Annotated in this window: 19 protein-coding genes and 1 pseudogene; 14 read left to right on the top strand and 6 right to left on the bottom strand. The window is 62.0% G+C overall.

Going from position 1 to position 20,268, the window contains the following annotated elements; genetic code table 11:
• Positions 1 to 147 precede the first annotated feature (147 nt).
• Positions 148 to 1,569, top strand: a complete 1,422-nt coding sequence (locus IEX50_RS15215; RefSeq protein WP_157176918.1) for a M20/M25/M40 family metallo-hydrolase — start codon at positions 148 to 150, stop codon at positions 1,567 to 1,569.
• 134 nt (positions 1,570 to 1,703) lie between these two features.
• Here the strand turns inward: IEX50_RS15215 and IEX50_RS15220 are convergent, their stop codons facing one another.
• Entirely contained in the window at positions 1,704 to 3,200 is a 1,497-nt protein-coding gene (locus tag IEX50_RS15220) for a CoA-acylating methylmalonate-semialdehyde dehydrogenase (RefSeq protein WP_157176917.1), read from the bottom strand.
• 86 nt (positions 3,201 to 3,286) lie between these two features.
• Between IEX50_RS15220 and IEX50_RS15225 the strand changes: the two genes are divergently transcribed.
• From IEX50_RS15225 to IEX50_RS15240, 4 genes are all read left to right on the top strand, one after another.
• Positions 3,287 to 4,174, top strand: a complete 888-nt coding sequence (locus IEX50_RS15225; protein WP_157176916.1) for a LysR family transcriptional regulator — start codon at positions 3,287 to 3,289, stop codon at positions 4,172 to 4,174.
• 635 nt (positions 4,175 to 4,809) lie between these two features.
• Entirely contained in the window at positions 4,810 to 6,144 is a 1,335-nt protein-coding gene (locus IEX50_RS15230) for a site-specific DNA-methyltransferase (protein WP_157176915.1), read from the top strand.
• A complete protein-coding gene (locus IEX50_RS15235) occupies positions 6,141 to 6,587 on the top strand; it encodes a DUF5681 domain-containing protein (protein WP_157176914.1) in 447 nt (148 codons plus the stop codon). Before IEX50_RS15230 ends, IEX50_RS15235 begins: the two co-directional genes overlap by 4 nt.
• Before the next feature lie 2 nt (positions 6,588 to 6,589).
• Entirely contained in the window at positions 6,590 to 7,069 is a 480-nt protein-coding gene (locus IEX50_RS15240; RefSeq protein ID WP_157176913.1) for a hypothetical protein, read from the top strand.
• Here the strand turns inward: IEX50_RS15240 and IEX50_RS15245 are convergent.
• Positions 7,066 to 7,650, bottom strand: coding sequence for a hypothetical protein (locus IEX50_RS15245; protein ID WP_188699505.1), 585 nt, complete (start codon positions 7,648 to 7,650; stop codon positions 7,066 to 7,068). The genes IEX50_RS15240 and IEX50_RS15245 overlap by 4 nt on opposite strands.
• A gap of 134 nt (positions 7,651 to 7,784) precedes the next feature.
• Between IEX50_RS15245 and IEX50_RS15250 the strand changes: the two genes are divergently transcribed.
• Positions 7,785 to 7,988 (top strand): helix-turn-helix domain-containing protein, encoded by a 204-nt coding sequence (locus tag IEX50_RS15250; RefSeq protein WP_157176911.1) that lies wholly within the window; start codon positions 7,785 to 7,787, stop codon positions 7,986 to 7,988.
• Positions 7,989 to 8,226: 238 nt separating this feature from the next.
• Here IEX50_RS15250 and IEX50_RS17820 read toward each other — a convergent pair whose 3' ends face one another.
• The gene (locus IEX50_RS17820) at positions 8,227 to 8,451 is read right to left on the bottom strand and encodes a LuxR C-terminal-related transcriptional regulator (RefSeq protein WP_373285331.1); all 225 of its coding nucleotides are present in this window, start codon (positions 8,449 to 8,451) and stop codon (positions 8,227 to 8,229) included.
• Positions 8,452 to 9,236: 785 nt separating this feature from the next.
• Between IEX50_RS17820 and IEX50_RS15260 the strand changes: the two genes are divergently transcribed.
• Positions 9,237 to 10,073, top strand: a complete 837-nt coding sequence (locus IEX50_RS15260) for a hypothetical protein (protein WP_157176909.1) — start codon at positions 9,237 to 9,239, stop codon at positions 10,071 to 10,073.
• Between the two features lie 237 nt (positions 10,074 to 10,310).
• Here IEX50_RS15260 and IEX50_RS15265 read toward each other — a convergent pair.
• The 3 genes and pseudogenes from IEX50_RS15265 to IEX50_RS15275 all read right to left on the bottom strand — a co-directional run.
• Positions 10,311 to 10,820 (bottom strand): annotated as a pseudogene (locus tag IEX50_RS15265) (DDE-type integrase/transposase/recombinase); the annotation flags it as partial.
• A gap of 22 nt (positions 10,821 to 10,842) precedes the next feature.
• Complete coding sequence (locus tag IEX50_RS15270; RefSeq protein WP_157176907.1) at positions 10,843 to 12,654, bottom strand: DUF885 domain-containing protein; 1,812 nt, start codon at positions 12,652 to 12,654, stop codon at positions 10,843 to 10,845.
• A 142-nt stretch (positions 12,655 to 12,796) separates the two neighbouring features.
• A complete protein-coding gene (locus IEX50_RS15275; RefSeq protein WP_157176906.1) occupies positions 12,797 to 13,633 on the bottom strand; it encodes a GIY-YIG nuclease family protein in 837 nt (278 codons plus the stop codon).
• Positions 13,634 to 13,745: 112 nt separating this feature from the next.
• Here IEX50_RS15275 and IEX50_RS15280 point away from each other — a divergent pair, with 112 nt between their 5' ends.
• The 7 genes from IEX50_RS15280 (at position 13,746) to IEX50_RS15305 (ending at position 20,070) form a co-directional block, all read left to right on the top strand.
• Complete coding sequence (locus tag IEX50_RS15280) at positions 13,746 to 13,949, top strand: helix-turn-helix domain-containing protein (RefSeq protein WP_157176905.1); 204 nt, start codon at positions 13,746 to 13,748, stop codon at positions 13,947 to 13,949.
• 158 nt (positions 13,950 to 14,107) lie between these two features.
• On the top strand, positions 14,108 to 14,236 hold the full coding sequence (locus IEX50_RS17700; protein WP_260161288.1) for a hypothetical protein: 129 nt from the start codon (positions 14,108 to 14,110) through the stop codon (positions 14,234 to 14,236).
• A 307-nt stretch (positions 14,237 to 14,543) separates the two neighbouring features.
• Positions 14,544 to 15,488: a metallophosphoesterase gene (locus IEX50_RS15285; RefSeq protein ID WP_157176904.1), complete on the top strand. Its 945-nt coding sequence runs from the start codon at positions 14,544 to 14,546 to the stop codon at positions 15,486 to 15,488.
• A gap of 103 nt (positions 15,489 to 15,591) precedes the next feature.
• Positions 15,592 to 16,545: a hypothetical protein gene (locus tag IEX50_RS15290; RefSeq protein WP_157176903.1), complete on the top strand. Its 954-nt coding sequence runs from the start codon at positions 15,592 to 15,594 to the stop codon at positions 16,543 to 16,545.
• Entirely contained in the window at positions 16,542 to 17,849 is a 1,308-nt protein-coding gene (locus IEX50_RS15295) for an MBL fold metallo-hydrolase (protein WP_157176902.1), read from the top strand. The genes IEX50_RS15290 and IEX50_RS15295 overlap by 4 nt, the downstream gene beginning before the upstream one ends.
• Before the next feature lie 28 nt (positions 17,850 to 17,877).
• Entirely contained in the window at positions 17,878 to 18,735 is an 858-nt protein-coding gene (locus IEX50_RS15300; RefSeq protein ID WP_157176901.1) for an ADP-ribosylglycohydrolase family protein, read from the top strand.
• Positions 18,736 to 18,849: 114 nt separating this feature from the next.
• On the top strand, positions 18,850 to 20,070 hold the full coding sequence (locus tag IEX50_RS15305) for a hypothetical protein (protein ID WP_157176900.1): 1,221 nt from the start codon (positions 18,850 to 18,852) through the stop codon (positions 20,068 to 20,070).
• Positions 20,071 to 20,268 lie beyond the last annotated feature (198 nt).

A 20,268-nucleotide genomic window follows, 5' to 3' on the forward strand; every position in this document is an offset into this window, starting at 1 on the left:
GACGGAGTAATGCGGTCGGCCACGAATGCAACCGCTCCTCGTCCGGACCACGTTTTGAAACCCTTACGGCGATTGCGCGAGGTCCCTTTGCCATGCCACACCATGCGGCATCGCAGCACGGCCCTGTTCCCGGAAGGCTCCCCATCGATGAAGCGCGCTCCCGCCCTGTTGATCACCGCCGCCCTCGCGGTCCAGTCGCTGCCCGCCGCGGCGCAGACCCCGCCCGCGCGGCCTGATCGGGTCGCCTTCCGCGAATTGTACCGGGAACTGATCGAAACCAACACGACCTCGTCGGTCGGCAACTGCACGACGGCCGCCGAACAGATCGCCACCCGGCTGCGCGCGGCGGGGTTCAGCGACAAGGAACTGGTTCTCTACGTGCCACCCGGCCGCGCCCGCGACGGCGGCCTCGTTGCCACCTGGGTCGGCAGCGACGCGAAACTGCCCGCCATGCTGCTGCTCGCCCATATCGACGTGGTGGAAGCCAAGCGCGAGGACTGGGTCCGCGAACCGTTCAAGCTGATCGAGGAAGGCGGCTTTTTCTACGCCCGCGGCACCAGCGACGACAAGGCGCAGGCCGCGATCTTCTCGGACTCGCTCATTCGCCTGCGCGCCGCCGGCTACAAGCCGCGCCGCACGATCAAGCTGGCACTGACCTGCGGCGAGGAAGGCAGCAACCCCAACGTTCTGAACGGCGCCCGCTGGCTGGTCGAGAACCGCCCCGAACTGCTGAAGGCCGGCTTCGCGCTGAACGAGGGCGGCGGCGGACGGACCGCGCCCGGCGGCGGACCCGAGACGCTCGGCGTCCAGGTTTCGCAGAAGTCGCCGCGCAACTACATTCTCGAAGTCACCAACCCCGGCGGCCACAGCTCTGTCCCGCTGCCCGACAACGCGATCTACCGGCTTGCCGCGGCGATCCTCAAGGTCGGCGCCGTGCAATTCCCCGTCCACTTGAACCCGGTCTCGCAAGCCTATCTCGCCAAGGCCGGCGCGCTCCGCAAGGACGCGGTCGGCACCGCGATGCGCACACTGGCCGCGACCCCGAGCGATGCGGACGCCGCCCGCGCACTCTCGGCCGATCCCGCCATGAACGCGCTCCTGCGCACGACCTGCGTCGCCACCTTGCTCGACGGGGGCCACGCCGCCAACGCCTTGCCGCAGCGCGCGACCGCCGGGATCAACTGCCGCATCGTGCCGGGCGAAACCCCCGACGAGACCCGCGCCACGATCGCGGCCGCCATCGCCGACCCGCAGGTCAAGGTTCTGCCGAGCAAGATCCAGGAACGCCCCGTCGCGGTCACCCCACCGCTCGATCCCGCCATCCTGAAACCGATCGAGACGGTCGGCGCAAAGCACTTCCCCGGCATCCCCGTCATCCCGACGCAGTCCACCGGGGCCACCGACGCGACCTATCTCAGCCAGATCGGCGTGCCGACCTATGGCATTCCCGGCCTCTGGAACGACGGATCGTCGGGTACGCACGGCCTCAACGAACGGATGTCCGCCGACGCGCTCTACCGCGGCCGCGACTATATCCACGACCTGATCCAGACCTACGCAGCCGGGTGACTGGCCTGAGCTTGAACGCCGGATGCCGCGCGACTACCTGAACGTCGCGCAGCAAACGATCCCGACCCCCGTCCCGTGCCGGCTTCGGGCACCCGCGGACACGTTGTTCGCAACACGCCGCGGACACCGGAGGATCACATCGTCGGGATGATGAAGCTCTGGTCGATCACCGACCCGCCGCTCGGCCAGCGCTGCGTGATGGTCTTGGTGCGCGTGTAGAACCGGATACCGTCGGTGCCATACTGGTTCAGGTCGCCGAAGCCGGACCGCTTCCACCCGCCGAAGCTGTGGTACGACACCGGCACCGGGATCGGCACGTTGATGCCGACCATGCCGACCTCAACGGAGCTTGCGAAGTTCCGCGCAAAGTCGCCGTTTCGCGTGAAGATCGCGACGCCGTTCCCATACTGATGCTGCGTCGGATAGCTCACCGCCTCCTCGAACGTCGCGGCGCGCAGGATCTGCAGGACCGGCCCGAAGATCTCCTCCTTGTAGCTCTGCATGTCCGGCCGGACATGGTCGAGCAGCGTCGGCGCCAGGAAATAGCCGTCCTCATAACCCTGCAACGTGAAGCCACGCCCGTCGAGCACCAGTTCGGACCCTTCGTCGACCGCCATCTGGATATAGCCTTCGATCCGCGCCTTGTGCTGTGCGCTCACCACCGGCCCGTAATGCGCGTCGGCATCGGTCGAGATCCCGATCCGCAGCTTGGCGATCTCCGCCACCAGCTTCTCGCGCAGGACCTCCGCGGTCTTCTCGCCGACCGGCACGACGACCGGCAGCGCCATGCAACGCTCGCCTGCCGAGCCATAGGCCGCGCCCAGGATATCGGCGACCGCCTGGTCGATGTCGGCATCGGGCATGATGATGCCGTGGTTCTTGGCGCCGCCCATGCACTGCATCCGCTTGCCCGCGGCCGCACCGCGACCATAGACATATTGCGCGATGTCGGACGACCCGACGAAGCTCACAGCCTTCACGTCGGTATGATCCAGGATCGCATCGACGACCAGCTTGTCGCCGTGGACGACGTTCAGGATGCCGGCGGGCAACCCCGCCTCCAGCGCCAGTTCGGCCAGCCGCACCGGCACGGACGGATCACGTTCCGACGGCTTCAGGATGAACGCGTTGCCGCATGCGATCGCCGGGGCGAGCATCCACAGCGGGATCATCGCCGGGAAGTTGAACGGCGTGATCCCCGCCACGACGCCCAGCGGCTGGCGCATCGAATACACGTCGATCCCCGGCCCGGCGCCCTCGGTATAGTCGCCCTTCAGCAGATGCGGTATGCCGCATGCGAATTCCACGACGTCGAGCCCGCGCTGGATATCGCCCTTCGCGTCGGAGATGACCTTGCCATGCTCGGACGCGAGCAGCGCGGCCAGCTCGTCCATATGCTCTTCGATCAGCGCCTTGAACTTGAACATCACGCGCGCGCGGCGCTGCGGGTTCGTGGCGCCCCACTCCGGCTGCGCGGCCTTCGCGTTGGCGACCGCCTCGGCGACCGTCTCGACCGTGCCCAGCGCGACCTGCGCCTGAACCTGGCCGATCGTCGGATCGTAGATGTCACCCGTGCGGACGCCGGACCAGACGGCGGTCTGCCCGCCGATGAAATGCGATACGTTGCGCATGGCTCTTCCTCTCAAGTTATCATGGTCGTCTTAGCCTCTGCACCGTGCCACCGGAACCGCCGCGAAACCGCATCCGTTGTGCAAAAATGCAGAGTCTGAACTGGGACGACATCCGCCTCTTTCTTGCGGTCGCGCGCGAAGGTCGGCTCCAGGCCGCGGCACGCACCCTCGGGCTCGATCATAGCACGGTCGCGCGCCGCATGAACGGGCTGGAGGCCGCACTCGGCGCGCGGCTGATCGACCGGTCGCCGCGCGGCGTCCTGCTCACCCATGCCGGCGACCTGCTGCGCGATCATGCCGAACGGATCGAGGTCGAGATGATCGCGGCCAGCGCGGCGGTCGGCGACGATGCGGGCACCATCGCCGGCTCGGTCCGGCTCGCGACTCCGGAAGCGTTCGGCACCTGGCTCGTCGCGCCCAACGTCCACCTGCTCCACGCCCGCCACCCGACCGTCGAACTCGAACTCGCGCCCGAAAGCCGGTCGGTCAGCCTGTCACGGCGCGAGGCGGACATCGCGATCGGCCTCACCCGCCCACCGCGCGGCCGGGTCGTCGCGCGCAAGCTCGTCGACTACCGGCTCGGGCTCTACGCTGCGGCCAACTATCTTGACCGCCACCCGCCGATCGACACGCTCGACGCGGTCAAGGCGCATCCGCTGGTCTGGTATATCGACGAACTGATCGACATCCCCGAACTGCGCTATTTCGACCAGATCGTCAGCGACGCACCTACCGTGTTCCGCTCCAGCTCGATCGCGGCACAACAGGCCGCCGTCGCCAACGGCTTGGGGATCGGCGTGCTGCACGTCTTCGCCGCGGAACAGGACAGCCGCCTGCAACGCGTGCTGCCCGAAGTCGCGGTGACACGCAGCTACTGGCTGCTGATGCACGCCGACCAGCAACGCCTGCCGCGCATCCGCGCCGTGGTCGACTTCCTGGACGAGGTCATGCGGATCAATCAGCACCGGTTCTGACCGCGGCATCCACCAAGCTGCCCGTGCCGGAACGGGACGGCAAACCCGCCTAACGGGGCAATCAGCGGAGCGATATTTTCGCGTCGTCCAGCTTTTGCCTCACGCCGCTATGTGCCGGGGCGTCGCCGGTAAGCGTCGGCTCGCCATGCCCGAACGGGCTGGCGGGAGCCCGAAGGCTAACTCATTCACGTAGATCGGGAAAAAGTGGTGCGGGACGTAGTCTCAGGCGAACCAGTCTGCCGCGAATTCCCATTTGTAAGGGAGGATTTAGCGGTTTCTGGCGTTCAGAACGCCGGATCGAGCTCCAGAACCGGCTCGCCCCCGAGGGTTGCGCCAAATTCGCCGGCATACGCGGTGCTTTGGAAAGGGAATTTCCGTGGCGGCCTATGCGAAAACGATTGCGGTACGGGACCTACTGGGTCAGCCGACGACGTAGACGCGATCACGGGATCGAGATCAGGGTGATGTGTCTCGCAGTTTCAATCGGCATTGGTCGGTACTGAAATCTGCGTCTGACGCACAAGGGTAATGTCTGATCTTTAAGGCGCTTGACAATAAGTTACCGGGAGATGATGAGAACTTCGTCCCTACCACAGACTTAAAGAGTTGATACTCTGTGGAAAAGGATTTATACGATGCCTAATCTCTTCAAGGCCAAGATCCTCGAGCTGGCAGTCGCGCAACTTGTGGGTCGACCGGGTAACGCCAGAACACATTCGAAGAAGCAGGTCCGGCAGATCGCGGACTCCATCCGCAAGTTCGGGTTTACAAATCCAGTCCTGATCGACAGGGATCGCATGATCGTTGCCGGCCATGGTCGACTTGAGGCAGCCAAGCTCCTGGGCCTGGATACGGTCCCGACGCTGTGCCTTGCCCATCTGACGCCAGCCGAAGTCCGCGCTTACGGCGTCGCAGACAATCGTCTCGGTGAGCTTTCCGGGTGGGACAAGGATCTGCTGGCCCTTGAGATACTATCGATCGAAGAGCTCGACGTCGACTTCGACCTGACCCTGACCGGCTTCGAGCTCGAGGAGATCGACAGCCTGCGGGATATGGACGGTACGCACAGTCCCGGCCTGGAGGCCCCGTCCCCCGCCCCTGCCTATGACCATCCGGCGGTTTCACGGGCAGGCGACGTCTGGCTGCTGGGCGACCACCGGCTGCTGTGCGGCGATGCCCGTGACGAGGCTAGCTACGCCACGCTCCTCCAGGGTCGCAAGGTGGACCTCGTCATCACCGACCCGCCTTACAATGTGAAGATCAACGGTCATGTCAGCGGCAAGGGCGCCGTTCAACACCGTGAGTTCGCGATGGCATCAGGCGAGATGAGCAAGTTCGCGTTCCAGCGCTTCCTGCTGGATGCGATGGGCTGCATGGCCAAGGCCTCGCGTTCGGGCGCGCTGCATTATCTTTTCATCGACTGGCGTCATCTGGCCGATCTGCTGGCAGCGGGCGAAGCCAGCTACCACAAGCTCGTCAATATTGCGGTGTGGGCCAAGAGCAACGGCGGCATGGGGACTTTCTACCGGTCGCGTCACGAGATGGTCGCGATCTTTCAGCATGGCCGGCGGGCGCACATCAACAATATTGCGCTCGGCAAACATGGCCGCAACCGCACCAACGTGTGGGACTATCCGGGCGTGAACAGCTTTGGCGCCAGCCGCGACAAGGAGCTGGCGATGCATCCGACAGTCAAGCCGCAGCTCATGATCGCCGACGCCATTCGCGACGCAAGTCACGCCGGCGATCTGGTGCTTGATCCGTTTGCTGGTTCGGGCACGACCCTGCTGGCGTGCGTCGAGACTGGACGCTGTGCCCGTATCATGGAACTCGATCCGCACTACTGCGACCTGATCGTCCGGCGTGGTGCGGAACTCGAGCTGACAGTGACCCTGGAGACCACGGGTCGATCCTTTGACGTGGTCAAGGCATCGCGGACCATTGTCGACCCGCTGGAGGTCGCGGCATGAGCGACAGTAATGACGGGCAGGTCGGCTATTGCCGCCCCCCGATCCACAGCCGGTTCCAGAAAGGTGGCGTCGGCGGCAACCGGCCCGGACGCCGCAAGGCTGAGACCCTCGATATGGCAGCGATACTGGACGAAGATGTCTCCGTGACCGAAGGTGGGCGCAAGCGTCGAAAGCCAGCGTTCGAGGTCGAGTTCAGCAACCTCATGACCAAGGCTATCAAGGGCGACATTTCCGCATGTCGGCAAGTCACCAAGCACCTCAACGACGCAGGCATTCTCAAGCCGCCGGCTGACGCGCATCAGTATGTCCTGAGAATACCGCTCCATTGGAAAGACGAAGACTGGAAGGCCATGTACGACCTGCACGGTCCGCCGCCATGGGACGGACCCGATGATGGTCTTATCCCGGAGTATCGACGACCCAATCACTGGTCGGAGGAATAACCATGAGCAACGAGACAGAGTTCGACCCGGCAGGCGTATCTCCAGACTATGAAGGCGAAGACGATCAAACCGTCATACTCGCTGGACCGAGCGCGAGGGCGCGGCATGAGATCGTTCGCCGGATTGCTCGCAAGACACGGCGCGTTACCTTGAACGGGAAACAGGCGAACCTGTCGCAGCTTGCGTTGTTTGTGCGAGCGATCAAAAACAGGGCGCTTACCGGCGACGTTCGATATTGCAGGTTGCAGGAAAGGCTACGAAACCTTCTTGAACTGGAAGAGAGCGGTATGCCGAAGGCTGTTCTCATCAGCGGTGAACGTCTCGACTATGATGAGTGGGAACTTCGCCACGGCCTCAATGCGGTCAGCCATGAAGAGTTTGTAAGGATCATGGAGGTCAAGTGGGCTCCGCGCAAAGCTGCCTGGGAAGCGCAGCAGGAGGCTAAACGGAACCAGCCACCGTCCACGCGGAGAACCCGCTAGCGCGAACGCTCGAACAGCGGCGTCTGGTTGGAGAGCACTCGACTCGCCAGTTCGGCAACGGCGGCGTGCAGGTCCGCGAAGCCGCATCCAGCGATCAGCGTACGAACCCTTGCCAGCCCGATGGTCTTCTGAGCCGGCAGCTCTGCGGTGGGGACAACGTAGAAGGTCCACTGCGCCGGATCGCGGTGGTCAGCGGTATCATCGGCGACCGAGTGATGCGCAAAGACATAGATGTCGGCCCAGCGCCGTTCCTGGGCTAGCCAGACATCGCCGTCGTACCGCCCCGTCCGAGGAGCAATATCGAACGTTGCTGGGCGGTACATGGTCTTTGGCTGCGCCCAGCTCTGCCGTACCGCAGACTGCTTGACCTCAAGCCGCAGCCCATCCCCCCGGTCAAAGTCCCAGGCAGCATAATCCGCCGAACACCACCGCCAGTCGGGTTCGAGCAGGGTGGCTACAATTGCCTCGGCGATCAGACCGCGCAGCGTGTTGGTCACAAGCGGTTGTCCAAAGGCAGCATGCGCCGCACGATCACGAATGGTGGATGCGCTGATCGGTCCTGTTGTTGACAACTGTTCCACCGCTTTGCCTCCCGCCACCGCTCATCGGTGCATACGATGAGTGACGTCCGTCATGCTCGACACACAAAGACAGTCAACCGCATTGTCTCTCATCGTCTGTAGATCGATCGTCTGCAGGCGCGTCTCTAACCGGGGTGGATGTTCGCACTCGCCTTGGTCGAAATGTACGTCGCCTGCGCGAGGCAAAGGGCTGGAGCCAAGAAGCTTTTGCCCATGAGGCCGACATCCACCGAACCTATATCAGCGATATCGAACGTGGTGCACGCAACCCCACCATCATGGTCGTCGAAAAGCTCGCACACTCGCTCGGCGTAACCGCCGGCGAACTGCTCGGTTGACGCCGGCGTTGGTTTCTAAAGCTACTTGCTACACCTCAGGTGACTGCCACGATTGAAGTAATTCAGGCAACTCAAACCTCGATATCAAGCTCGCAAATTAGCTGGTGTCGCGAATTTGTTCTTAAACTACCATTTTGCGAGAGACATTCGCGACCGCTTAGGCTTCATGCCGTTTAGTGCTGGGACGGAAGCGTACCGTATAATAGTCAGAACGTTGGAGCGTGTTCGTCCATTTGAATTAACGGTCGCAAGGCAAGCAGTGCCTAGGTCCGGTCAATGACACCCAGCTTGCGGAAACGGCAGTCCGATGCGCTTTTACTGTCGCCTTGGTAATTGTCAGGTCCCATGCCATCGCCTTGTTCGAACGGCCTCCCGCAAGCGCTATGAGCACCGCGCGCTGCGCGCGGGACAGTTCTTCCATACCTCCACGTATTGCACTTATGCTCAACGCCGCACTTTTCATGTTAGATAGTGGTAAACAGGTAGATTCTGTCAGAACCTTATGCAGCCTTTCGGTCAGTTCGTCGACGGATAGTGTCTTGGACAGAAGACGAGATGCGCCAAGTGCTTTGGCAGCCTCCACGAGCGACGGATTCTTGCGATCAGTTACAATCACAATCAAGACCCGTGGAGAAGCACGCTGCAATGCGAGGAAACCGATGAGGCTACGAGTGTCCGGGACCGAACGACGGGGATGTTGCTTCTTGCATCGGAGAATCGTTGTCAATGGCAAGCATCTACGCGGCTCTTTGCACGATTAAAAGCAACTTTGCGTCTTGTCGCCGGCACCTCAAGAGGTCTGCCGCCGATGTCTGTTCACTCAGCTGAAATCTCAGAATAAGCCGGCTATATGCAGTGCGCAAGACTAACGACTTGCGCGATACAACTGGTGTCCGGAAAAATCGGCTAGTGCGGCAACGCTGTTAACGGACACGACCTATTGGGTTACTACGGTCAGAGCCCCACAGACAGAGTAAAGACTGTTCTATTGCCCGCGAGAGAAGAAACCGCCGCTACGAACACTTCACGTTCGACAATAGCGGCAGAAGTAGAAGCATGGCACAATTTTCGGATTCCGCGTTCTCACATCGGGGTAACCACTCCTGCATTTTCAGGAAGCGTAATAACTTTAATTCCGTTAAAACGGTCACTCTACATATTAATACCCGGTCTTAGTAGTGAAAAACCGGTATTATTTCAGAATTATATTCAATTAATTTTTTGAACCGATTCAAAAGGAGTATAATTGTGACTCACCAACTCGGATTAGCCAACTCGTTTTATGCTATTCGCTTCCAAAAGTTTGTTGGTGTTATTGCGTCTGGACAGGCACCCACGTCAGGCTGGGTGCACTCCTGGCGACGAGGTATCCTCCCGAACAACCAAATCTGGTTCTCGCAGACACCACCTCTTGGTCCGGTTCTGCAGATGATAACCCCATTCGTTTCTTGTGCTATCATGGAGGTTGACGCTTCTTTTCAAGAGATTGAGCTTTTTCATGCTAACGGAAATCCAGAGTTGGTTCACATAAGTAGTTTTCAGAATGCCGACCCAATCCTCGCCGCTCTGATGCAGAGACAGCTGCCGCCAAGACTATATTTACCAAAGAACTCAGAACTGCAAGATTCACCAGAAACCGTCCTGCTTTACAAGACGGATGAGTCTTTCGTGATTTATTCAGCTAATACGGATACAGCTCAGCCATTCTCTAAATCGACGGCGATCGCAGCAAAATTTTCCCCAAGCGGTCTGTACTATGAACGTGTACTTGGAACTTGGGAATCTCCCGAAATATGTAAATGCGATTTTCGCTGGCCAGATCTTGTTTGCACCAATCCACATTATACAGCGACGCTTAAAGTAAGAGTTGGGTCCGAGCAAGATATTGCAGCTGCAATCTCCGATTGCCTTCGAGAATCTGCAATAGGTGCCGCAGTAGCGGGCATCGTTGCCACCGTACTGACAGGGGGTGCCGGTTTCTCTGCCGCAAAGGCCGCTTTTATGCCTCTTTTCACCGCCTGCTTGTCAAGCAAATTGAATGACGTCCTCGCAGTCGACGTTACGTTGGACCGAGACTGCCGATAAAGGTTTGCTGAGAAAGCCGCCTCGGAAGGGCGGTCCTCTCATCCCCGGTCGGCGGCCAACCCAATTGTTGTCAGCGAGTTCGGCCTGCGCTTCTATGCAGGCGTGCATTTAAACAAACGATGGGCAAAGCTTGGAACCCTCGGCATCCACTACAAAGAAGCTTGGCCGGTCAACGAGGCGAAGACTGAGGGTCCCCCGGTTTCTCATCCAGCCGGGGGTGGGAAACCGGCGTTCATTCTGTGCCAATCTTAACGCTGCGCCAGTATATTCGACCGGTGTCAACCAGCCGAGCAATGTGTGAGAACACGTCTCGGTATAGTCCCACCAACATGCCTCGATCTTGCCCCGGGCGTCCGCCAGCGACCGGAACCAGTGGGCTTTGAACGACCCTACGAAGGCATTTTCGGTCGGCTTGCCCTGCTGGCTGAACTCGAGCGTGGCGCCATTCTCGTACGTCCAATGGTCCAGCGCCTTCAAGTTAAACTCCTGCCCATTGTCTACGCGGATGGTCCTGGGTGCACCACGGATCACTGCGATCCACCTTATTGCTGCTGCGATATGTTCGCCTTTGATACCTTGGTCCACATCAATCGCCAGCGCTTTGCGGGTGAAGGCATCGACCACCGTTAGCGCCCGCAGCCTCCGACCGTCGAACAGCACGTCCGAGACGACATCTATTCATCACATCTCGTTGGCCGCCGAGGCGGCAAATTGCTGCACACGGTTGGCCGCGCTGACGTTGCGCCGGCCCGCCACACCGGCCGCCCGGTCATTTTCGTGTCGCGGCGATGTACCGACTGACCTGCTCGTCGAGCACGTCGAGCGGCAGCGCGCCCTGGCTCAGCACCGCCTCGTGAAAATCGCGGATGTCGAACCGCGGCCCAAGTTCCCGTTCGGCCCGCGCACGCAATTCGGTGATCTTGAGCTGCCCCACCATGTAACTCGTCGCCTGGCCGGGCCAGTTGAAATAACGATCGACCTCGCGCGCGATGTCGGTATCCGACACCGAACTGTTCGCCTTGAAATAGGCAATCGCCTGCTCCCGCGTCCAGCGCTTGGAATGGATGCCGGTATCGAGCACCAGCCGGATCGCGCGCCACACCTGCAACGACAGCATGCCGAACCGCGCATAGGGATCCTCGTACACCCCCATCTCGTCGGCCAGCCGTTCGGAATAGAGCCCCCACCCTTCCGCATAGGCGCCGTAGCCGCCGAACTTCCGGAATTTCGGAATGCCGGTCAGCTCCTGCTGGCGGGCAATCTGAAAATGATGTCCGGGTGCGCCCTCATGCGCCGCGATGCCCGCAACCTGCACCTTCTGCGTCTGGTTCATGTCGACCAGATTGACATAGTAGATGCCGGGCCGCGTGCCGTCCGCCGACGGGGAATTGTAGAATGCGGTAGACGCGGTGCGCTCGCGCCACTTCTCGACGGCGCGAACCTCAAGCGGCGCCCTAGGCAGCACGCGGAAATAGCGCGGTGCCGCCGTCATGACTGCTGCGATCACCCCGCGCGCGTCCCGCAGATAGGTCTCGCGGCCTGCTTCGGTGTTCGGATATTTGAACTGCGGATCGGTCCGGATCTTGTCGAAGAACTGCTCCAGCGTCCCGGTGAAGCCCACCTCGCGCTTGATCGCCTCCATCTCCTGCCGGATCGCCGCGACCTGGCGCAGACCCAGCGCGTGGATCTGATCGGCGCTGAGGTCGGTCGTCGTCGAGTTACGAAGCCGGTCCGCATAATAGGCCGCACCATTCGGCAGGCTCCATGCACCAAAATTGCCCTTCGACTGCGGCTCGATCGCGTCCAGCGTTCCGATCAGCTGGTCGTAGCCACGCCGGAACGGCCCCGTCAGCGCGGCGGTCGCATCGGCCATCAGCGTGGCCTTGGTCGCCGCCGGCGCGGCAAGCGCCACCACTTTCTTTCGGAGATCGGCCAGCACCGTGGAGTCCGGCCCCGTGTCGAACGGCGCACCGATGAGAACCGCCTGCGCGTCCGCTCGGGCCGGCGCGAAGTTGACCTTGTTGGGCACGATCCCCGCGGCGGCCTGCGCCCGCATCGTGGCCGACACCTCGCGCATCACGCGCTCCGTCTCGCGCAGCCGCGCGATATACGCCTGCGCATCCGCGACCGTATCGATCTTGTGATTGTTGACCAGCAACACCGGGATGTCGCCCGCCGGGCTGCCGTTGGTGGACACCGGGAAACGCAGGTTCCGGAATTGCAGCGACCGGCGGCCGCGATCGACCTCATATTCGAACAGGCGGTAGCTGACCCGGGCGCCCTCGCTCAGCTGGCCCGGCTTGAACTGCGCCTGCATTTCCTTCAGCTGCCGTTCGGAGAGCGCCTGCGCGCGCAGCGCGGCGGCATCGGTATAGTCGTCAAGCCGATCATAATGGGTCTTAAGGCCAAGTTGCGTCTGGGACTCCGGACTAAGGTCCAGCTGCGCGTCATAAGCCCGGTCAAGAAACGCCAGCAGCGCCGCATCCTGCTTTCCCGCAGCGACCGCCTGCACCGGCACGGCGGCGTTCGCCTGGACAAGAGGCACCAGCGGCATCAACAGGAGGGCGAAACGGAGGCGCATCGGATTTTCCTTCGGGTTGCCCCTTCCTGTCACCGCCATGCCGGTCAAGGCAACACCAGGTTCTGCGGAAGCAACGGCAATCGTTTGGCCGAAACACCGCCGCCCGGGAACGCTCAAGGGATCACTTGCGGCCGTCGCGCGCCTAATTCCGATTGAGTCCCACCGTACGGCTGTTGAACTTGCGTTTCCAGACGGCCTCGGCGGCAAGGATGTCATCCTGCGTTTCGGTCGATCCTGCGACCTGCAGCACGCTGACCACGAAGTCGGAGGGTTCGCGGTCACGCAGAGCGACATTGCCGCCGTGGCCGTTGGCGCGGTACTCCGCCCAGCGTGACCAGAAGCCCCCCTCCCCGGTGGCCGAGCCGACGTAGAGGCTCCCGTCCCGGGGGCAGCTGAGCAGGTAGACACCCCTTGCGGCCGCCAGCGGCAACGCCCAGCCGGCCGGTGCGGCATCGAGTGCCGACAGCGGCGCCGTCAACGTCATGACCCCCGGGAAAGGCTGTTCCACGCTGTCCAGATGCAGTTCCGAGATGGCCTTGTCCTGCGCCTCGGCCCGCTGCGCCCAGGCCCGCTTGCCGGACGGTCCCCCGCCCCAGTCCACGAACAGTCGACCGGCATATTCGACCAGCGCCGGTGAGCGCTCATAAGGGTAGCGGTCCGTCGTGCCTGCCGGTTTGAGTTCGTTGCTGATGGCCGTCACAACCTCTCCCTCGACCAGCACGGGCGTCCCGACCGCATAGAGCCCGACAAACATCGTACGGCCGTCCCATGTGCCGGTGAATGCTGCCCAGTAGGGTCGCAGGAAGGAGCTGCGCTTGGCGACTGCCTGAGTGCTCTGATAGTCCTCGAACAGCCCGGGGTCGCTGCGCCAGACATCGACCAGCGAACGCCCAGCGACCACTGGATTGTGGCGAAGCAGACGGACGGCCGCGGGGTCGATCCCGGCCTCTTCGAGCAGCATGTTGAAGCGTAGTGGCATATTCTCACCTGTAGACGATGACTAGCACTGGTGCTCCACCGGAGGACCAAGTCAACTCCATTGTCTCTCATCGTCTGTAGATCGATCCTCTGCAGGCGCGTCTCTGACCGACGTGGATGTTCGCACTCGCCGTGGCCGAAATGTACGCCGCCTGCGCGAGGAAAAGGGCTGGAACCAGGAAGCCTTTGCCCGCGAGGCAGACATCCACCGGACCTATGTCAGCGATATCGAGCGCGGTGCCCGCAACCCCACGATCATGATCGTCGAGAAGCTGGCGCAACCGCTTGGCGTGACAGCTGGTGAACTGCTGAGCTGAAGGCCCGACAGGATTGCGAAACCGTCGGGGTCAGGCTCTTTTGCCGCCGGCGCCCGTCACCATATTCCGATCAGGCGCGGACGGGTCAAAGGGAAAGCAGGTCTGGCCGAGGCAGAGGCACGGGCGGCGCGCGGGTCGGCATTCCCGACGAGGCAGCTGTGAGCCTGGAACCGTGGCCGCCGCTGTACAAGCGACCGGAGTTGCGCATGCGGCTGATCCGGCTGGTGATTGTCGGCACGATCATCGTCATCGTCGCAGGGAACCTGATCGCCGAGTTGCGCGGGTAACCGCTGCTGCTGCAGCGCGCGTGGAACCTGCGTCTGCGCCTGCAAATTGCTCGGCGCCGCGCGCCATTTCAGTCTGCTTTCCCCAATCGCACGGCATGACGAACGCGTTCGTCCACAGCTCGAACCTCGACCACGTCCGGGTGAACCTCGGGTCGTGTACGTGCATCGTTATCGAGCGGGCCCGGTTCGATCAATACGGCCAGGAACCTCGTTCGTGTTCTGAACAATGGGTGCAGAAGGTGGAATCTTAGTCCTTCGGCGCTCATGGTCATGTCGACGCTTGCTGGTTGACCGAGGCACAATCCATATGAACTACGACATCATTGGTGACATCCACGGCCACGTCGGGAAACTCGAGTACCTCCTGCCAAAACTTGGATATCGCCGGTCCGGAAGCACCTGGGGGCATTCGGAACGACAGGCGATCTTCCTTGGTGACTTTATCGATCGCGGACCACATCAGATCGCGTCCTATCGGGTTGCCCGCCGGATGGTCGACGCCGGTAATGCTCTCGCGGTGATGGGCAACCACGAACTGAACGCCGTGGCGTGGAACACATTCGCTGGTGAACACCCCCTACGCCCACATACGAAGGGGAACAGACACCAGCACGCCGTCTTTCTTGATGAAGTCGAGCAGGATCGTGCTCTTCATTCCGAGATCACGGAGTGGTTCGCGACGCTTCCCCTGTGGCTTGATCTGCCCGGCATCCGCGTAGTGCACGCCTGCTGGCACCCGGAGCAGATGCGGGAGGTCGAGACCTCCCTGACAGACCATCGGGCCCTGGAGGGTGAAGCGCTGGTGCGAGCCACGCAGGGCGACCACAACATCTTTGGAGTGGAAAGTGCGTCAACGCCCGAGTTCCGTTGCGTCGAGACGCTGACGAAGGGGCGTGAGGTAGCACTCCCGCATGGCTGCGCGTTCGATGATGCTGATGGAATCGCTCGCCACAGCGTCAGGATTCGCTGGTGGGACACTGCCGCTGTCACCGTTCGTGACGCCGCGCTTCTTGGTCCCCAGCACCTCGAACGGATACCGGCAGAATGGCTGCTGCCTCCCGGCGCGGTTCTCGGATACCGCGATGAGAAGCCGCTGTTCATCGGGCATTACTGGCTGACGGGAACCCCGACTGTCCTCGCGCCCAACCTCGCATGCGTGGATTACAGCGCCGGAAAGGGAGGCCCTCTGGTTGCCTACCGGTGGGACGGCGAAACGAAGCTCGACAATGCCAGGTTCGTGGCTTCGGACTGAACGCGCTAACCATACGCGCGTAGTCCCGGCTCAGTCAGAGGGTCATGAAATGTTAGCCATCCTGACATAGGGTGGTTGTCGGACAGACGGGCGGGAATTTAGAATGGCGTACAAGCAGGGTTTATCGGACGACTTCGTAGCAGCGCTGAATAGTCTCCACGACGAACCCGCAGGCGAATGGTGGCCGAGAATGCTATCTGACCCCGACCTGTTCGTCGCAGTCCGCAACAACTATCTGAACGTCTATTATCGAGGTTGCAGCCTCGCCCGCATTGGCCTTGAATCGGGCGCTGTCGTCGTCGATACACACTACAAGTATTTGCTGAAGCCGCGTCTCAAGAAGGAATATGTCCGAGCGCTGGGAGGAGTGTTCCAGCTGCAGAGCCAGTGGCCCAACGGTTTTGCCGATCCGTTCACGACAGTCCTGTCTGACATCCCGGCCCTGAAAGCCGCCGCAAAGCCATATGCCGGTGAGGAAAAGAAGTTCGTTGGAAAGGTAATCGGCTCTCATTCGAACGTCGTTGACGTCGAGATCGCACTCACCAGGGAAGCCGAGGAGGCAACCGAAACCGAACCCGGCAAAGGCGCAAGCGCGAAGCGGATCGACATCGCGGCACTCCGGTGGGCAGCCTCTGGCCCGATCCTCGATTTCTACGAGGCGAAACTGTTTGCAAACAAGGAAGTACGCGCCGAGGGCGATGCGAAGGTCGTCGCTCAGATCGCCACCTACGAAAAGCTCCTCTCGACGTTCGAAGGCGATATTCGTGCCGGCTTCCTCCGATCATGTGAAAACGTCGTGGCGCTGAGAGGCATTTCGACGGTGCGGCAGGACATGGCACGGGCGGCGCTTGCGCACGGTGATGCGCTCACGGTCAACATCAAGCCGTTCCTCATCGTAGGCAGTTTCGACATCGACCAGCGCGAGGGTCCGGTCTGGAAACAGCACAGGGCGAAACTGGAAGGCGCGCTCGGGACGCCACGGGTGCTGCTGGCCGGGTCGGCCACCAGCGTGAAGCTCGGTCGCGGCGTGCCTCCGGAGGAAGCGAAGGGGGCATGAGCACCGCTCCTGCGGTGAGCGCGGAAACTGCCCGTCACGATGTGAAGCTCACGGTGCATCGCTCGACCGATCAGATCGGCGGGAACTGCATCGAGATATGTGCCGGGGATCACCGGCTCATACTGGACGTGGGGCGTCCACTGGACGCCCCCGGGGATGCGACCGGTCTCCTGCCTCAAACTATGGACCTTGAGTCGCCGGCATCGGTTCTGATTTCTCATCCCCATCAGGACCATTATGGCCTGCTGGAAGAGATCCCGGATCATTGGGCGGTCTATAGCGGTGACGCGACCGAGAAGCTGATTCGTCTCACCGCGTCCATAACGGGCAAGACGCTGGACCGGTCGTTCCGGCACTGGCGGTCGGGCGAACCACTTGCCATCGGGCCGTTCATCATCACGCCCTTCCTGACCGATCATTCGGCCTTCGATGCATTCATGCTGCTGATCGATGTTGCCGGAAGGCGCATCCTCTATTCGGGTGATTTCCGTGCCCATGGGCGGAAGTCAGCGCTCGTCGAGCGCTTCATCGCCAATCCGCCGCCTGGTATCGACGTGCTTCTGATGGAGGGAACCAACCTCGGCAGTGACAAGTCAACGACGAGTGAGTCGGAGCTTGAGGATGCCTTTGTGCCCTTCTTCCGCGAGACGCCGGGTCGGGTATTCGTCGCCTGGTCTGCGCAGAATGTGGATCGCACAGTCACTCTCTACCGCGCCGCGAAGCGGGCGGATCGCACGCTTGTGGTCGATCTCTACACGGCGGAGGTGCTGGAGCTTCTGGCAGATCACGGACGGCTACCCCGTGCCGGAATGGAGAACGTCAAGGTCGTCATCACTTCCGCCATGGCACGGATGTACAAACGGAAAGGCATGTCCGGGTTCGTCGACAGGATGGCGACCGGGGGACGCGGAATTTCCGCGCGAGCCCTGAACGGAACAACCGATCGCTGGGTGATCATGCTGCGGGAGTCCCTGATGCGGGACTATGCCCGGAGCGGCGTTGTGCCAACCAGCGACGACGCGTGGTGCTGGTCGATGTGGAAAGGTTATCTCGGCTCGCTCGGTGCACCGCTCGTGGACTGGCTCGCCGCCGCAAGGCCGGTCCACCTTCACACCAGTGGTCATGCGTCCCCGGCCGACCTGCGGCGCTTCGCCGAAGCGATGCAGGCCACGCGACTGGTGCCCATCCACAGCTTCACATGGGATAGCGACGGATCGGACTTCCCTGCGATGTGCCGACTGCGAGACGGCGAACCGCTCCTGCTGCAGGGCGAGCGCGGAGAAGCCCGATCCGTCACGCCATAGGTATGGGAACTTGTGCATGGAGGCCGGTATGTCGGATCTGACTGAACGTGCGATGGGCGCGCTTATGGGCGCGGCGGTTGGCGATGCCCTGGGGGTGACGTTCGAGTTCGAGGACGCCGCAGACATCCCCCGCGAACGCTTCAAAATGGTCGGGGGTGGGCCATTCGACTTTGCTCCCGGCGCAGCTTCGGATGACACCGATCTGCTGCACGCAGTCCTGCGGTCCTACACCGGTCGGAACCAGTTCGACGCTGATGGCGCAGTCGATAACATGCTGGGGTGGCTCGACCGAAAGCCGCCCGACGTTGGCATGCAGACCCGGTACGCCCTGTCGTGCTGGCGGGACGGATCGACACCACCTGATGACGAGGATGCGCAGGGCAACGGAGGCCTGATGCGGGCGGCGGCTCATGCGCTGGCTTGCGATGACGGTGTTCTGGCCGCCCGGTTCGCGGCATCCGATACGCGCCTCACTCACCCGAGCGACGCTGCGGCAGACTGCTCCGCATTTTACGCTGCGTCAGTCTGGTGGGCGATCAGGGGGCTGCCCCCAGTGGACTCGCTAGGGCGTGCCGGCGATGGTGGCCCGACGTTCAAACCGTATGAGGCACCAAAGCGCTCAGGCAGCGGGCATTGCCTGCACAGCCTACGCCTTGCGCTCTGGGCGTTCACCACAGCGGAAACATACGAGGCCGGGATGGACGCCGTGATCCGGGCAGGCGGCGATACCGACACCAATGCCACGATTGCCGGGGCTCTGCTCGGCGCGAGGTTCGGCCTTGCCGGCATCCCTCCGGACTGGCTCGGCGGTCTGGAAACATGCAACCGGGATCGGCTCGGGGTCGAAGCTGCTCGCCTTCGGATCGACAGGCGTCCCAACGCATAGGCGGCCCGATGGAGTGACTGGCAATGCGCTTCGACACCCGGCACTGAGAGCCGCGATTGGGTTCCGGCTCGGCAGACGCCACGTACGCACGGCTGTGACAGGAAGGACCGAACGGTGCGCGAATTCACCCGGCAGGCATTCTACGACCTGGTATGGTCCAGACCCATAACGCATGTAGCAAAGGATTTCCGGCTTTCGGATGTTGCGATCCACAAGATATGTCGGAAGCACGGGATACCAACTCCGCCACTGGGGTGGTGGGCGAAGAAACATGCCGGCAAGCCGGTAACCCGGACCGCCCTACCGGAAGCAGCTTCGGTGGAGCTGGACAGGATCATGATCGCTGCAGCCCACGTCGGTAATGAACCGGAGTCAATTGCCACGGTGCGTGAGGAAGCGCGCGTACGGGCAAGCGGGCAGGATAGTGGCATGGACGCTGTGAGCAGTCCCGTCGTCGCGCACTCCATTGCCGCACTCCGCGCGGCAAAGGCATCAGAGAAAGGTCTTCTGGAGATCTCGGGTCCCGGCCTGATCCATTGTCAGATCGGACCGGGCTCGCTGGAAAGGCTGAAGCTGATCCTCTCAAGAATCGTGGCGGCGGCGGCTGTGCAGGGTTTCCGACTGGAGGAAGGCGCCAGGGGCGCCCACTTTGCCGGAAACCATGAAACGATTTCGATCGGGGTGACGGAAGTCGTCAAACGCGTTGCGCACACGCTGACGCCCGTCGAACAGAAATTGCAGGCTGCGTGGGACAAAAAGCGGGAACGTCAACGTCGGGGTGCTTCGTGGGACTTCGAGATGCCACCGGTGTTTGCCCAGTGGGACTATGTCTGCACCGGACAGCTCGGGTTCGAAATGGAAGCCGTTCATGTCGGGATCGGGCAACGCCCGCGCAGCACATTCCGGGATGCCAGGATTCAGAAGCTGGAAAACGCTGCCGAAGACATCTCGGTTGCCCTTGCAGTCCTTGCGGTTGCCAAGCGGGAAGAGCGGGAGCGCAGACAGGACGATGAGCGTCGTCGGCAGGAGGAGAAACGCATCCGGGAGCAGCCGCTGCGGGACAGATTCATAGCGGAGCGTCGGCGCGAGAAACTTGGCGAGGTTCTGGCAGAATATGCTGACCTTGATCGGCTGCGCCGACTTCTGGACGGCCTCCACACGAACGATTCTGATCAGATGCCGCCGAGAGTATCAAACTTTCTGGTCTGGGCACGCGCCGAACTGGTTTCACGTGAGGCCGCACTTTCCGATGCCGGGCTGGACGAGCAATTCGAGGATGCCCGTCTCTTCGGGACAGATGACGACCATTCGTTCAAATCGCCGCACTGGTACTGAACGACACGGACATGATGTCTCGTGACTGGTGGTCAGGTGCAGACGCTTCAAACCTGCTGCAAACGCGGAAAGAAGGACATTTCGCGGCTCCATGCCCCCTCTGCCGCCGGACCCTCGCGTCGCGTCGAAGCGGTAGAGTACGCCACACCGTAATGGATCGACTGTTTCAACCATCGTGGCTGCTCGAACCCGTTGGCC

This window comes from Sphingomonas prati (assembly GCF_014643515.1).
Taxonomy (GTDB): domain Bacteria; phylum Pseudomonadota; class Alphaproteobacteria; order Sphingomonadales; family Sphingomonadaceae; genus Sphingomonas_R; species Sphingomonas_R prati.